This is a genomic window from Gilliamella sp. B3801 (assembly GCF_026536645.1).
Taxonomy (GTDB): domain Bacteria; phylum Pseudomonadota; class Gammaproteobacteria; order Enterobacterales; family Orbaceae; genus Gilliamella; species Gilliamella apicola_I.
In genome coordinates, this window is sequence record NZ_JAFNNR010000013.1 from 1 (window position 1) to 14598 (window position 14598).

Here is a 14598-nt window from a genome sequence, read left to right on the forward strand (position 1 = left end):
ATGAAAGTTTATGGGTAAGACTGGCAAAACCGTATGCCGGAGGCACTTATGGCTTTCATTTTCCGCTAATAGACGGCACGGAAGTCGCCATGGCCTTTATGGACGGCAATCCTGACCGCCCGTATATCGCCCATGCCATGCACGACAGTGCCCACCCCGACCATGTCACCACCATAAACAAACACCGTAATGTGATTCGCACCCCCACCAATAACAAATTGCGCATGGATGACAAACGGGGACAAGAGCATATCAAGCTGGCAACCGAATACGGCAAAACGCAACTTAATCTGGGTCACTTAGTCAACCAAAAAAAAGAATTACGGGGCGAAGGGTTTGAACTGCGCACAGATGAATGGGGGGCGATAGCGGCTGAAAAAGGTTTATACCTGACCAGCCAGACCGAGCCGAAAGCGCAGGGTAAACAGTTGGATATGCAGGGCGCAATTAGCCAGATAGAAAACGCCTTATCGATTGCCAAATCACTACAAAATGCCGCCAATCAAGCCGAAGCCCACGGCGCTGACACCGACAGCCAAGACCAGCTCAAGGCAAACTTAACTGGTCTGGCGCAAAGTGGCATATTAGCTTACGCTCAGCAAGGCATTGCGTTAACCAGTCCCGAAAACATCCAGCTATCAACCGGTAACAGCGTGAGTGTCACCGCTGAAAACCAGACTGACATCACGGCATTAAAAAACATCACGCTGGCATCGGGCGATGCGATAGGGTTATTTGCTCACCAATCGGGGATGAAGGTCTTTGCCAACCAAGGGGATATTGACATACAAGCCCAAAATGCCAACCTCAATATGGCAGCGAAACAAAATGTCAACATTGACAGTGTAGACGGCAAAATGACATTAACCGCCAGCAAAAAAATCACCTTAATGTGTGGCGGTTCGTATATTGAAATTAGCGAAAAAGGCATTGTTCTGGGCACACCGAATAATGTGTACATGAAGTGTAATGTCCTACAAAAAATGGGGGCAACAACGATAAATAGCGCCTTGTTAGCGTTGCCCGATATGATAGGTGATTATGCCGTGAAATTTATTTGCAAAGATGAAACCGGAAAAATCTATGCCAACGAGCCTTACATTGCCACGCTGCCTGACGGTAGAAAAGTGCAAGGTAAAACAGATGAAAAAGGATATACAAAAGCCTTTCATACTATAAATGAAAACGAAACAATAACCATAGAAATGATAAGCAGGTAAGTTAATTATGGCTAATGACAAGGGAAAATCAGAAAGTGGATCTGTATTTACAGCCCAAACAACAAAACCTGAAGGTGGAAATATTGCTGTTCAAGAAGTCGTGCTAAAAAATGTACCAACGCCTTTATTTGTATTATTTTCTTATGGTGGTGGGGGAGCTGCAAGCTTTTTAAGAGCTGCCGAATTTAAAAAAGAACGATTAGAGTTTAAATATCCCGATGCTGAAGTTAGAATTATAAAAGGTTTCGAACATCCACCACAATTTAAAGCGGAATGGACAAAGTTATATAACGAACTTATCAACCCTGAAACAGCAAATAAATACGCATTATGGCAAGTCCATTATTTTGGTCATGGTGGCGAAGAATATTTGACTTTTAGGGAAGACAATAAAATTTACTTTGACGAAAATGATAACATGGAGCGTTTACCCTGGCACCCGAATGAGGGCATTTTTGTTTTACACTCCTGTCGGGGTGCCGCTTATGAAGATACGAAAAATAAAGAAAAAATAGAAAATCAAATTTGTTTAGCGAAAACCATTTCAGAATTACAAGAAACTCGTTGTTTAGGACAAGTGACTTATGCGAGTTTTACAAGGGTTGAACTGCCTTCTTATTGTGGCAGTGATATTTGTTATGACGTAGATCAGTTCGATGGTAGCTATACAGAAATTTCAAAAAAAGAAGTTTATAATTCAATTAATGAGCAAATAAAATATAAATCTAATTCTTTAAAAAATTGGGTTGATAATTTCAGACATAAACCGTCAGTTTTATGGGGGTATGCTGATCTAGGAATTTGGAGCGGACATAGAATAAAAGATTTAAAGGAAAAATATGAAAATTTTGTCAAAGAAAATAATTTAGATCTACCAAGGTTATATCCAATTTATGAAGAAATAGAGAAGCTTGGAAATAATAGTCAAATTCTTCCATGCCGAGTATTTAATCATGGCGAATTAGAAGATCGTATTGTCGAAGTGGACGTCTTTAATCAAAATGATTTGGAGTATAATTAATGAATGATTTAAATAGAATAACAAAATTGATACCGAAAAATGTTATAGCATTTGTAATTGGAATTTGTTTTGTTATTGGTTCAATTTGTTTTTATAAAAACAATATGCAAAATCTAAACAGTGAACATAATCAACCGGAAAATGTACCTATGGACTTTACAATTTACTCTTCAACCATTCCTGAAAATCAATTATTACGTATAGACGAAGCTAAAAAGCTGTATGAATCAGCATTTGACGATGGCGTATTTTATGGTGTGGTTAATCCTGACCAATTGATAAAATTTCTAAAACATGCCTGGCAATGGGATAAAAATGCCATGCCATATTATTACTCTCTCCTTACTTGGCAGAAACATTTTGATGAAGATAACAAAGAAGAAGGGATGATCTCATTTACAGAATTTATGCGCAAATATCGGGATAAGTTAGTAGATAGTGCTGGTAACCCGTTAGTAGAACCAGAGGTGTTTAAAAGTTCTAAAATACAATGGTATTTATGGGATAAGTTTGCCGATTTAAAATACCCGTATTTTGCATATCAAAAGGCTATTAATTACGCGCCTCGTTGGTTTGATGAACAAGGAATGATGCGACCAAGTACCGATGAACAATTAGAAAAAAGTATTGAATATTTAAACTATGCCATTGAAGGAGGCTATCATTGCTACGAAAATTTAATAGCCCGCATGTTATTTCAACAAGGTCGTCATTATAAAGATCAGAAATATAAACAACTGAATAAATTAACTGAATACCGCAGAGCATTAAAATCAGACGATTTAAAACAGGCGATAGATTATGCGCAGCTAATGGCCGAGCATAGCTCAATTATAGGCATATTGCGCATGACTGAAGCCTATTTATATGGTCTAGGACGGGAGCAAGATCCGGTTAAAGCCTATGCCTGGTCACGGTTAAGTGATTATGCAAAACAAAAAATTATCGAGATAGGCAAGAATTCAGCATGGCATGCTTATCAACTACCACCGGTTTGGGAATATAACAAAGAAATCCAAAATCGTTTAGAACAACAGCTTACCCCAGCCGAAAAACAAGCGGCATTAGATTATTTGGAAACGCTGAAAACCAAAGTGGTCACTTGGAATTATAATAAATGGCGCGATCAAATAGATGATTTTCACCCTAAACCGTAATTTATTTGACGATATTGTAGTCAGTAAAATTTAAGGTTGAATAATAATGATTAATCTGGATAGCGTGAATTTTAGTGCAGAGAATAGCGTATGAAGAATAGAAAATTGAAACGTTCAAAGTTCAAAATAGTCATGCTAGCAATGAGTGTGATAATGGTTATTAGCCTTTATCAATTATATTTTAATCAATCACTCGATAGCCAAGTCAATGTTGGTTTTGTTGAATCCGAAAACTTACCTATGGACTTTACAATTTACTCTTCAACCATTCCTGAAAATCAATTATTACGTATAGACGAAGCTAAAAAGCTGTATCAATCAGCATTTAACGATGGCGTATTTTATGGTGTGGTTAATCCTGACCAATTGATAAAATTTCTAAAACATGCCTGGCAATGGGATAAAAATGCCATGCCATATTATTACTCTCTCCTTACTTGGCAGAAACACTTTGATGAAGATAACAAAGAAGAAGGGATGATCTCATTTACAGAATTTATGCGCAAGTATCGGGATAAGTTAGTGGATAGTGCTGGTAACCCGTTAGTTGAACCAGAGGTGTTTAAAAGTTCTAAAATACAATGGTACTTATGGGATAAGTTTGCCGATTTAAAATATCCCTATTTTGCCTATGAAAAAGGTTGGCAAATGGGGTTTTGTTGGTATGATGAACAAGGCATGGCGCGACCCTGTCCAGATGAGCAATTAGAAAAAAGTATTGAGTATTTTAATTACGCCATTGAAGGTGGCTATCATTGTTACGAAGATTTAATAGCCCGTATGTTATTTCAACAAGGTGACCATTATAAAGATCAGAAATATGGACAGCTGAATAAATTAACCGAATACCGCAGAGCATTAAAATCAGACGATTTAAAACAGGCGATAGATTATGCCCAGCTAATGGCAGAGCATAGCTCAATTATAGGCATATTGCGCATGACTGAAGCCTATTTATATGGTTTAGGACGGGAGCAAGATCCGGTCAAAGCCTATGCCTGGTCACGGTTAAGTGATTATGCAAAACAAAAAATTATCGAGATAGACAACAATTTGGCGTGGGATGCAGAGCAACTACCACCGGTTTGGGAATATAACAAAGAAATCCAAAATCGTTTAGAGCAACAGCTTACCCCAACCGAAAAAAAAGCGGCATTCGATTATTTGGAAACGCTGAAAACCAAAGTGGTCACTTGGAATTATAATAAATGGCGAGATCAGATAGATGATTTTCACCCTAAACCTTAGTTTGATTAAATATGTTGTAGTGAATGTGTTCCCTGTATAAAGGGTTAATCGTCTCATTAATGATGAAACCAATACATAATTTATTGCTAATATATTTAGATAAACCGTTTATATCTGTGTTAACAATAAACAGTATATCGGAGTAAAAATGCTTGGAGAACGAATAAAAATAGCTAGATGTAAACGGGGATTGAGCCAGGCAGAGATCGGAAAAAAAATGGGTAACATTTCAAGGGCAGCGGTTTCTAAATGGGAAAACGGAACCAACAAGCCAAAAGACCTCGATTTATTGGCACATATCTTAAGGGTAAGTAATTTTCACTATACACATAGGAAAAACCGATGAGAGTTGTGTGGAGAGAATTAATATTATTAATAAAGATTAGAAATAAAATAAAAAACTATGTTTATTGTTGTGTATGTTGTTATGTTTAACTGGAAGTGCCACTAAAAATTATGGTCGACAAAGGAGTTAACTCAATATGAAAAGGACACTATGTCGTGTCGTGAAATTGCTCTCGAACAAGCGAAAGCTAATGGTTTTATGGACTTTATTGAAAAGGAAAGCGAATTTGATGGTCGTTCCGTTTTATCTTTTTTAGGTGGTTTTGGGGTTGGTAATGTTATTGATAAAACGCTGCTTTGAAGATGCAAATAGGCGATTAGAACAATTCAAAGAAGTTGAGAAGCAAAAAAATTGTAGCGAGTAAAAAGTATTTTTATGTAAGGAATTAGGGATAAAGAATAATGAGTTTTAGAGAAAAAAAAGAACTTCCATATACTAAACAAATTACAGTGCAAAAATTTATTGCGTCCTATAAAGGATCTGAGGCAATTTCATTTCAAACAGATGTTTTAAATGCTATTTTAAAGCTTAAAAATAAATCCTTGGATGTTCGAGATAGTGTTCATATAAAATGTCGAAAACATAAGACACAAGATGAAATATTGATAGTTTTTTTTAGTTGGTATGATGAAAAAATTGATATATCAACTACTAAGCAGGATGCTAATGACAGTATTACTTCTGAGGTAGTCAATGATGCTGATATTTGTCATCTTTTTGTTGCTATAAAAGGTAATAAGTTATGGGCATTCACTACCATATCGACGTTAAATATTCTGAAACGACTGGAGGTTACATTCTTCAAATTGCTTAAGAAAAGTGGACTAAGCATTGTAAATGAAATTAATTACGATGATATAAATATCATTAAAAATGAAAAAATAAAACACATTGAAGTCGAAGGTGTTTTTGACCTACTGTCATTAGGGTTTCAGCAAGAAAATGCTTTCACAAAGATGTTTAAAAAAGAAAAAGAAAAACAAGCGAAGCAAAATTATTGTGGTACATTAATATTAGGAAAAAAAGGAATGCCACAAATAATAAAAAACATGCAAGAAAACCCTTGCAATGCACTGAATTATTTAGAATTAGACTCTGTTGATTCTGAAAAGAATATATTTATTGTAACTAAAAAAAACCATAGAATAGATGGCAAAGGTTTAAAAAAAAGTTATATACTATATCTTACTCCAAATGGTAAAACCAACACGGTTCATTGGTCTGATGTTTGTAATGTTTTTTTATCTATAACTAAAGATGAATAAGAGAATTTAATGTGAATTTGGATAAAAAATTTAGTTGTTATCTATTATTAAATATTCTTGTATCAGCATTAATTAGTTATTTGTTTTCATCAACAGTAACAAAAAATAAAGATGCTATGAATTTAATTGTCAATACTTTTTCCATTTTGTCTGGTTTCTTATTTATTGTAATTGCGGCAATTGGCGAGTTGGCAATATTTAATAAAGAAGATTCATCAGCAGAAAAAATTAGAAAACATGATAACTTTAATATTCGTTTTATACGTTTTTCGAGCTTATTTGTTTTATACCTTTTTGTTCTATTAACCATTTTTATAGGTTTCTTGTTAGAAAATGCGCCAATGTCTGAAAGTATATTTTACAAAAGCGTCTTGGAAACAACTCAAAATGTGATTCCGTATATAATTACATTTTCGGCATGTTTTTGTTTTCTAGCATCAATTCAGTTACCGTGGTCATTAAAACGTTTTATTGAAGAAAAAAATGAAACCAATTAATCTGCCTCAGTTCAAATTACTTATCTAACTGCTAATATCATAATAACCTCATCTATTAATTAAATAAGTTAAGAGGTTTTTTTTTATGAAACATCCAGTTAAAAATTTATCGTAAATCCGCCTTTTAAAAAGGTATTTAATCGCCATTATTTTATTTTACAATTATTACGTTACTCTTATTTCAACTGTTGCTTATAAATTGGCTTAAAACTTGCCTTCAGCAGTAATAGGTTACGTACACATTTCCCTTATGTTTCATTTGGAGGTTATTTATATAACGATTAAAACTGTCTACTGCTAAATTTTATACTCAAAAATATGTGTTTGCTAAATATACATAGGAATAAACTTAGGCTTTAGATTAGAGCTGGATTAGAACCATGGTGTTCCCTGTACACACTGGGATAAACCAAAAACGGCAACGATTTATTCAAAAATGCAATCGTGTTCCCTGTATACATAGGGATAAACCGTAAATTCAGAATGGCGTGAAAATGTACGTAAATGTGTTCCCTGTATACACAGGGATAAACCGCCGTCCAGTGCGGTTAGTCGTAATTGACTGTAGTGTGTTCCCTATATACACAGGGATAAACCGCAAGAAAAATTATCAGATTTATATAAAAATTTATATTCCCTATATATACTGAAATAAACCGAACCGGCAGATAATAACACCAAACTAGATTTAGTGTTCTAATACAATAAACTGCTTCAACATGAACACTATTAACATAAGAAAACGATTCCCCGTTTACACAAGAATATGCAATACTAACGCTGTGATAACAAACCCTTTCGTATCTGTATTTCTATTGATTTTATTTCATTTTTCAAATAATTGGAGTTTATTATGAAACTACGTAAAGTCATGATTATTGGAGTAGGGAATGTGGGATCCACGACGGCTTATACCTTGGTTAATCGTGGTATTTGTGAAGAAATTGTACTGGTTGATGTAAATAAAGATCGGGTTTATGGACATGCTCAGGATTTATTAGATGCGGCTGCTTATCGGCAAAACATGATTAAAGTCAGTTTACGTGATGCCAATGATTGTGCTGATATTGATATTGCGATTATTACGGTTACTTCGGGATTAGCGCAAAAAAGCCGAGCGGAGGAGCTAGCTGGCACGTCAAAAATTGTTGCAACGATTGTGCCAGATATGATGAAAAATGGTTTTAAAGGGATTTTTTTAGTGGCGACTAACCCTTGTGATGCGATTACTTACCAAGTTTGGCAATTATCAGGTTTACCCCGTCATCGGATTATTGGTACCGGGGTTTGGCTTGATACAGTAAGATTACGTCGTTTATTGGGGGAACAAATGGATATTGGTCCACAAAGTATCGATGCGTTTATTGTTGGCGAGCATGGCGATTCACAATTTCCTGTTTGGTCGCATTCATCGGTTTATGGCATTAACCTTAATCATCTAGAAAAAAATAGAATCGATTTTAATGATATTGGCAGCAAAGCGAAGAATAAAGGTTTTGAAATTGCTAAATTTAAGCATTGTACCGAATATGGTATCGCCAGTACGATTACTGAAATTTGTCAGCATATTTTTACTAACAGCCATCGTGCGTTAGCATTAAGTTGTATTTTACATGGGGAGTATGGTTATCAAGATGTGGCAATAGGTGTACCTGCGATTTTAGATCAGCATGGTATCAAAAAAATTATTGAGTTAGATTTTTCAGATAATGAAAAGCAGTTATTTAAAAATAGTGTCGAGATTATTAAAGGTTATATTGCACATATTAAATAAGCGTGTTTGGTCTGATAGTTGTTTTATACTCAGTCAACGGATATATCACCCGGAACGCTAATGTTAGTTAGCGTTCTGCTATAAAGGTTTGGCAACTTATTATTTCCTTTTGTATATTTTTTAAATGGTTAAGGTTGATCGGCAGGAAACACCACACTTGTTTGCTTTCTGATTTCAGTCAAGATTGTTGATGATAGTATCGAATAGGCTAAACCGTTATGATCTACGTTGCGTTGTCGATATAGCTTAGCGAATTCTTCTGCTTCGTAATACATATCATTATTGTGTTGTGTAAGGGTGATTTCTTTTTTTTCACCGATTCTTGGTTGATAAATAACGCGCTCACAAGTGGCAAGATTTTCAATAATAAGCGATCCATTTTCGCCTTGAATTTCACTAGGAAGATAAGAGTTACTGACTTTTGAATGCCAAATGATGACCTCAAAGTCGTCATAATTAAGTAAGACACTGCCATGCGCATCGACACCTGACGCAAGTTTTGTCGCACTGGCATTTATTTTATTTGGATATCCCCATAATCCTAGTCCAAAATTGAGTGGGTAAACTCCAATATCCATTATGGAACCATTTGAAAAGGTGGGATTAAACGTGTTGGGATTATTGCCATTTAAATAACTTTCGTAACGGCTAGAATATTGACAGTAGTTGAGTAGTGCTTTGCGAATTCTTCCTAACTTTGGAAGATAATCCCGAATTAATTGATAATTGGGCAAATAAACGGTTTTAAGTGCCTCAAAAATGAGTTTTTTATGTTGTTTGGCAATGTTAATTAATGTTTGGGTTTGCGTCAAATTCGAGGTTAATGGTTTTTCACATATTACATCTTTATTATTTTCCAACATCAATTTGGCTTGTTCAAAATGGAGTGAGTTTGGGCTGGCAATGTAAACAACGTCGACATTGGCATATTGAGCGAGCTCAGTGAGCTTATCAAATACCGTATTAACTTGGTATTTTTTTGCCAGTTCATTGGCTTTGTTGATATCACGGGAATAGATAGCGGTTAATTGATATTGTTTAGTTTGTAATGCCGCATCAATGAATTTTTCAGTGATCCAATTGGTGCCTATTGTTGCTAATTTAATCATGGTTAATCTATCTATTTTTTTAAAAGTTTAAACTATTTGGTTAGGATTTAGAGACTATCCACTTTAATTATCGCCCGTAAAAGTGAATAGTCTTCTTTTATTTAATGCGAATTGGTTAAAAAGAGTTTTAACGATGGATTTTCGGTTTCGTTATGGAAACCATAACCTAATTCGGTTAAGTGTTTACCAAAATCATGGCTATTGGTTTGGTCAATTTCAAATGCAGCAAGAACTCGACCATAATCAGTCCCATGGCTTCGGTAATGGAACATTGAGATATTCCAGTTAGTACCAAGTGTTTGTAAGAATTTGAGTAATGCCCCTTGCGATTCTGGGAATTCAAAGCTGTAAACTTGTTCTTGAATTGGCTGACAAGGCTTGCCACCAATCATATAGCGAACATGCAGTTTAGCCATTTCATCATCAGTCAGGTCAACCACGGGATAACCCGCTGAAGTGAGTTGTTGCATGATGTCATCTTTTTCACTATTTTTAGTGATTTTAACACCCACAAAAATGCATGCCGATTCTTCATCATGATAGCGGTAATTAAATTCGGTGACTGAACGCCCACCCAAGATCTGACAAAATTTTAGGAAACTGCCTTTTTTCTCTGGAATCGTCACGGCGATTAAGACTTCTCGTTTTTCACCTAATTCACAGCGTTCTGACACATAACGTAAATTATGGAAGTTTAAATTAGCTCCCGATAAGATATGAGCAAGGTTTTCACCTTGAATATTGTGTTTTTCAACGTATTTTTTCAGTCCCGCCAGTGCGACCGCACCCGATGGTTCAGCAATGGCACGAACATCATCAAATAAATCTTTGACAGCCGCACAAATTTCATCGCTATCAACAGTAATAATATCATCGATATATTGTTGACAAAGTCTGAATGTTTCATCGCCGATTCGTTTAACGGCAACCCCTTCAGCAAATAATCCTACTCGATTCAATTCAACTGGGTGACCTGCATCTAAGGCGGCTTTTAAACAGGCAGCATCTTCAGGTTCAACTGCAATGACTTTAATCGATGGCATAATTTGTTTAATTAGGACTGCAATACCTGCTGCAAGCCCACCACCGCCAACGGGGACAAATATGCGATCGAGTTTGGCATTTTGTTGCAACAGTTCCATGGCAATACTGCCTTGTCCGGCAATTACCAGTGGGTGATCAAAAGGGGGAATAAAAATGCGTCGTTGTTCTTTGGCTAATTCTAAGGCTTTGGCTTTGGCTTCGTCAAAATTCGCACCATAAAGTAAAACTTCACCACCGAATCCTTTTACTGCTTCTACTTTAATGTCCGCTGTCGTTAACGGCATAACAATGAGCGATTTTATACCTAATTTGCTAGCTGAAAATGCCACACCTTGTGCGTGGTTTCCAGCTGAAGCAGCAATAACGCCACATTGTCGCTCTTCTGGGGAAAGATTGGCGATCATCGCTTGTGCACCTCGAATTTTAAAACTGTGCACTAGCTGACGATCTTCACGTTTGACAAATATCTGATTGTTTAGTCTGGCAGATAGTTTATCCATTTTTTCCAGCGGTGTGACTTGCGCCACATCATATACGGCACTGCAAAGCGTTGCTTTTAAATAATCAGCACCAGTCAGTATTGTTTGTTGTTTCACTTTTAGCCACCTAGTTTACTTTTATCGCGGACAGCACCTTTATCAGCACTGGTCGCTAAACTTGCGTAAGCTTTTAGGGCAAACGACACATAGCGGTCACGATTATGAGGGGTAAATGCTTTGTCGCCACGAGTAAGCTCTGCCACCCGACGACGTTCTAGTTCATCTTCAGGCACATCTAAAACTAATTTTCGATTAGGAATGTCAATATCAATAATATCGCCATCACGTACCAAACCAATTACGCCACCGTTAGCCGCTTCTGGTGAAATATGTCCAATGGATAAGCCTGATGATCCGCCTGAAAATCTACCGTCAGTAATAAGTGCACAAGCTTTACCAAGTCCCATTGATTTTAAATAGCTGGTAGGGTAGAGCATTTCTTGCATTCCCGGCCCACCTTTTGGACCTTCATAGATGATCACAACGACATCACCTTCAACTATTTTTCCACCTAAAATGGCATCAACTGCATCTTCTTGGCTTTCAAATACTTTTGCAGGCCCTCTAAACACAAGGTTTTCAGCGGCAACACTGGCTGTTTTTACGATAGCACCATCTTGGGCAACATTACCATAGAGTGTGGCAAGTCCGCCGTCTTGGCTATAAGCATGCGCTTTGTCACGAATACAACCATTTTCCCGATCGTCATCCAGTGTGTCCCAATAACAATCTTGTGAAAATGCTTTCGTTGTACGAATCCCAGCCGGCCCACTGCGATACATTTTTTTTACTTCTTCATCTTGTGTTTGCGTAATGTCATATTGTGCAAAGGTTTCTTGTAATGACAGTCCAAGCACATTGTGAACATTGCGATTTAGTAGTCCTGCTTTGTCAAGTTCTGACATGATGGATACCACACCGCCCGCTCTGTGTACATCTTCCATGTGGTATTTTGCTGTACTTGGCGCAACTTTACACAGATGCGGTACTTGACGAGATAGTCGATCGATATCTGACATCGTAAAATCAATTTCGCCTTCTTGCGCTGTCGCAAGCAAGTGTAAAACGGTATTGGTCGAGCCTCCCATCGCAATATCGAGTGACATGGCATTTTCATAGGCTGCTTTGGTGGCGATGGCTCTTGGTAGATAAGATTCATCATCATGTTCGTAATAATGTTTGGTAATTTCAACTATGCGTTTGGCCGCTTTTAAAAAGAGTTGTTCACGTTGCTTGTGAGTGGCAATGAGTGATCCATTACCGGGTAACGAAAGCCCTAAAGCTTCGGTTAAGCAGTTCATTGAATTCGCTGTAAACATGCCTGAACATGAGCCACACGTCGGACAGGCTGATTCTTCAATCGCTTTACTGTCTGCGTCACTGACATTGGGGTTGGCGCTTTGAATCATGGCATCAACAAGATCAAGTTTGATGATTTGATCTGAAAGCTTGGTTTTTCCAGCTTCCATAGGGCCACCAGACACAAAAACCGTTGGGATATTTAAACGGAGTGATGCCATTAACATACCGGGGGTGATTTTGTCACAGTTGGAGATGCAGATCATCGCATCAGCACAGTGCGCATTGACCATGTATTCTACAGAATCGGCAATAAGTTCACGTGAAGGTAACGAATAAAGCATACCACCATGCCCCATTGCAATACCGTCATCTACTGCAATGGTATTAAACTCTTTAGCAATACCACCTGATGCTTCAATCTGTTTAGCCACTAGTTGTCCTATGTCTTTAAGGTGGACATGTCCCGGTACAAACTGAGTAAATGAGTTTACGACGGCGATAATAGGTTTACCAAAATCTTCATTTTTTACGCCAGTAGCACGCCATAAAGCGCGCGCTCCTGCCATATTTCTGCCTTCAACGGAGGTAGCTGATCGATATCTAGGCATTTGTTGCTCCCAAGTTCTTATTATACTTGCGACCGATTTAATCGGTTTATCATTTTGATGAGTCCATCATGTTTTGATGTGCATCACATTACAAAAAGTATTTATCCGCCGTATTAGTTAGCGGATTTTTTGAGATATTATTTAATAATATCTAACCAACCATATTTATCTTCTGTTTTACCGTTAAATAACCCGAAGAATGTTTGTTGGATCTGTTTAGTGATTGGGCCACAACGTCCAATACCTACTTGAATGCGGTCAACGCTTCGTACAGGTGTAATTTCGGCAGCGGTACCGGTCATAAAGACTTCGTCAGCTAAATAGAGTGATTCGCGCGATAAAATTTGTTCACGGACTTCGATACCCAAATCACGAGCAAGCGTTAATACGGCATCACGAGTGATACCAGGAAGTGCAGAGCAAGATAATACTGGGGTGAATAGTACACCGTCTTTAATGATAAATAGATTTTCACCCGCACCTTCTGAAAGATGACCATGTACATCTAAGGCAATCCCTTCTTGGAAACCATTAGCACGAGCTTCTGAGCCAATTAATAATGATGATAAGTAGTTGCCCCCAGCTTTTGCTGCTGCCGGAATGGTATTGGATGCGACACGATTCCATGAAGAAACCATCGCATCAATTCCTTGATCTAATGCATCTTCACCTAAATAGGCACCCCAAGGGAAAGCGGCAATCATGACATCAGTTTGATAACCAGCAGGGGGATTAACGCCCATACCGACATCACCAATAAATACAAGAGGACGAATATAGGCACTTTCTAAGTTATTTTTCTTGATAGTTTGACGCGTTGCTTCCATGATTTCTTCAATCGTGTAAGGAACAGGAAAACGGTATATTTTGGCTGAATTTAGCAATCGTTGTGCATGTTCTTTATGACGGAAAATAGCAGGGCCTTGATGAGTTTTATAACAACGAACTCCTTCAAAAACTGAAGTACCATAATGTAAAGCATGAGACATGACATGAATTTTAGCATCTGCCCATGGAACCATTTCACCATTGAACCAAATATAATCCGATTTTGCTGTAGAACTCATTTTTATTTCCTCTTAAATTTTACTTTTGTTTAGCATAGATATAGCTCGGTGCTTTCAACAATAAACGGTCAAGCATTATACTATACTATCGATTTTGTTTAACTGCTAAAGTGTATACTTTTATAAATTTAACTTATTATTTCATCATGATTTATTATTGAAAATAACTATATTTCAATCGATATCACGTCTACCAATTTGTCGATCTGATTAAGTAGTGCTGAAATAGGGCGTTTTGTTGTTAATGCTAAAGATAATGATAGTATCTGATCATCTTTAGTCTGCATTTGCATCTGTTTTATGTGACCACCACGGTGGCGTATAACCCGTAAGATACGCTCAAGTGTTCCTAATTTATCATAAGCGGTGATAGTAAATTGATGCTGTTCTTTATTACTCAT

At 37.0% G+C, this 14598-nt stretch carries 14 protein-coding genes and 1 pseudogene; 10 read left to right on the forward strand and 5 right to left on the reverse strand.

The features are described 5' to 3' along the window. The 10 genes and pseudogenes from J3U14_RS11750 to J3U14_RS10565 form a co-directional block, all read left to right on the forward strand. A pseudogene (locus J3U14_RS11750) lies at nucleotides 1-125 on the forward strand (phage baseplate assembly protein V); the annotation flags it as partial. A 12-nt stretch (nucleotides 126-137) separates the two neighbouring features. Further along, nucleotides 138-1220 (forward strand): DUF2345 domain-containing protein, encoded by a 1083-nt coding sequence (locus tag J3U14_RS10530; RefSeq protein ID WP_267369672.1) that lies wholly within the window; start codon nucleotides 138-140, stop codon nucleotides 1218-1220. Between the two features lie 7 nt (nucleotides 1221-1227). After that, complete coding sequence (locus tag J3U14_RS10535) at nucleotides 1228-2241, forward strand: hypothetical protein (protein ID WP_267351024.1); 1014 nt, start codon at nucleotides 1228-1230, stop codon at nucleotides 2239-2241. Then, complete coding sequence (locus J3U14_RS10540; RefSeq protein ID WP_267369674.1) at nucleotides 2241-3398, forward strand: hypothetical protein; 1158 nt, start codon at nucleotides 2241-2243, stop codon at nucleotides 3396-3398. The genes J3U14_RS10535 and J3U14_RS10540 overlap by 1 nt, the downstream gene beginning before the upstream one ends. A gap of 90 nt (nucleotides 3399-3488) precedes the next feature. Beyond that, entirely contained in the window at nucleotides 3489-4646 is a 1158-nt protein-coding gene (locus J3U14_RS10545) for a hypothetical protein (RefSeq protein ID WP_267369676.1), read from the forward strand. 148 nt (nucleotides 4647-4794) lie between these two features. Continuing rightward, nucleotides 4795-4992, forward strand: a complete 198-nt coding sequence (locus J3U14_RS11755; RefSeq protein WP_416380146.1) for a helix-turn-helix domain-containing protein — start codon at nucleotides 4795-4797, stop codon at nucleotides 4990-4992. 150 nt (nucleotides 4993-5142) lie between these two features. After that, nucleotides 5143-5292, forward strand: a complete 150-nt coding sequence (locus tag J3U14_RS10550; RefSeq protein ID WP_267351027.1) for a hypothetical protein — start codon at nucleotides 5143-5145, stop codon at nucleotides 5290-5292. 101 nt (nucleotides 5293-5393) lie between these two features. Next, nucleotides 5394-6257 (forward strand): hypothetical protein, encoded by an 864-nt coding sequence (locus J3U14_RS10555; protein WP_267351029.1) that lies wholly within the window; start codon nucleotides 5394-5396, stop codon nucleotides 6255-6257. An 11-nt stretch (nucleotides 6258-6268) separates the two neighbouring features. Then, nucleotides 6269-6754, forward strand: coding sequence for a hypothetical protein (locus tag J3U14_RS10560; protein ID WP_267351031.1), 486 nt, complete (start codon nucleotides 6269-6271; stop codon nucleotides 6752-6754). 853 nt (nucleotides 6755-7607) lie between these two features. Next, nucleotides 7608-8528 (forward strand): L-lactate dehydrogenase, encoded by a 921-nt coding sequence (locus tag J3U14_RS10565; protein WP_267351032.1) that lies wholly within the window; start codon nucleotides 7608-7610, stop codon nucleotides 8526-8528. Between the two features lie 128 nt (nucleotides 8529-8656). Here J3U14_RS10565 and J3U14_RS10570 read toward each other — a convergent pair whose 3' ends face one another. From J3U14_RS10570 to ilvM, 5 genes are all read right to left on the reverse strand, one after another. Next, nucleotides 8657-9637, reverse strand: coding sequence for a Gfo/Idh/MocA family protein (locus J3U14_RS10570; RefSeq protein WP_267351033.1), 981 nt, complete (start codon nucleotides 9635-9637; stop codon nucleotides 8657-8659). Nucleotides 9638-9738: 101 nt separating this feature from the next. Further along, complete coding sequence (ilvA, locus tag J3U14_RS10575) at nucleotides 9739-11277, reverse strand: threonine ammonia-lyase, biosynthetic (protein WP_267351034.1); 1539 nt, start codon at nucleotides 11275-11277, stop codon at nucleotides 9739-9741. 2 nt (nucleotides 11278-11279) lie between these two features. Next, nucleotides 11280-13130, reverse strand: a complete 1851-nt coding sequence (gene ilvD, locus J3U14_RS10580) for a dihydroxy-acid dehydratase (RefSeq protein ID WP_267351036.1) — start codon at nucleotides 13128-13130, stop codon at nucleotides 11280-11282. 137 nt (nucleotides 13131-13267) lie between these two features. Beyond that, nucleotides 13268-14197: a branched-chain amino acid transaminase gene (locus J3U14_RS10585; protein ID WP_267351037.1), complete on the reverse strand. Its 930-nt coding sequence runs from the start codon at nucleotides 14195-14197 to the stop codon at nucleotides 13268-13270. A 167-nt stretch (nucleotides 14198-14364) separates the two neighbouring features. Continuing rightward, the gene (ilvM, locus tag J3U14_RS10590) at nucleotides 14365-14598 is read right to left on the reverse strand and encodes an acetolactate synthase 2 small subunit (protein WP_267351038.1); all 234 of its coding nucleotides are present in this window, start codon (nucleotides 14596-14598) and stop codon (nucleotides 14365-14367) included.

Bases quoted from the DNA above. Each gene is read 5' to 3' on its own strand.
- J3U14_RS10530 (WP_267369672.1), top strand. From the start codon at position 138: ATGCACGACAGTGCCCACCCCGACCATGTCACCACCATAAACAAACAC.
- J3U14_RS10535 (WP_267351024.1), top strand. From the start codon at position 1,228: ATGGCTAATGACAAGGGAAAATCAGAAAGTGGATCTGTATTTACAGCC.
- J3U14_RS10540 (WP_267369674.1), top strand. From the start codon at position 2,241: ATGAATGATTTAAATAGAATAACAAAATTGATACCGAAAAATGTTATA.
- J3U14_RS10545 (WP_267369676.1), top strand. From the start codon at position 3,489: ATGAAGAATAGAAAATTGAAACGTTCAAAGTTCAAAATAGTCATGCTA.
- J3U14_RS11755 (WP_416380146.1), top strand. From the start codon at position 4,795: ATGCTTGGAGAACGAATAAAAATAGCTAGATGTAAACGGGGATTGAGC.
- J3U14_RS10550 (WP_267351027.1), top strand. From the start codon at position 5,143: ATGTCGTGTCGTGAAATTGCTCTCGAACAAGCGAAAGCTAATGGTTTT.
- J3U14_RS10555 (WP_267351029.1), top strand. From the start codon at position 5,394: ATGAGTTTTAGAGAAAAAAAAGAACTTCCATATACTAAACAAATTACA.
- J3U14_RS10565 (WP_267351032.1), top strand. From the start codon at position 7,608: ATGAAACTACGTAAAGTCATGATTATTGGAGTAGGGAATGTGGGATCC.
- J3U14_RS10570 (WP_267351033.1), bottom strand. From the start codon at position 9,637: ATGATTAAATTAGCAACAATAGGCACCAATTGGATCACTGAAAAATTC.
- ilvD (WP_267351036.1), bottom strand. From the start codon at position 13,130: ATGCCTAGATATCGATCAGCTACCTCCGTTGAAGGCAGAAATATGGCA.
- J3U14_RS10585 (WP_267351037.1), bottom strand. From the start codon at position 14,197: ATGAGTTCTACAGCAAAATCGGATTATATTTGGTTCAATGGTGAAATG.
- ilvM (WP_267351038.1), bottom strand. From the start codon at position 14,598: ATGAGTAATAAAGAACAGCATCAATTTACTATCACCGCTTATGATAAA.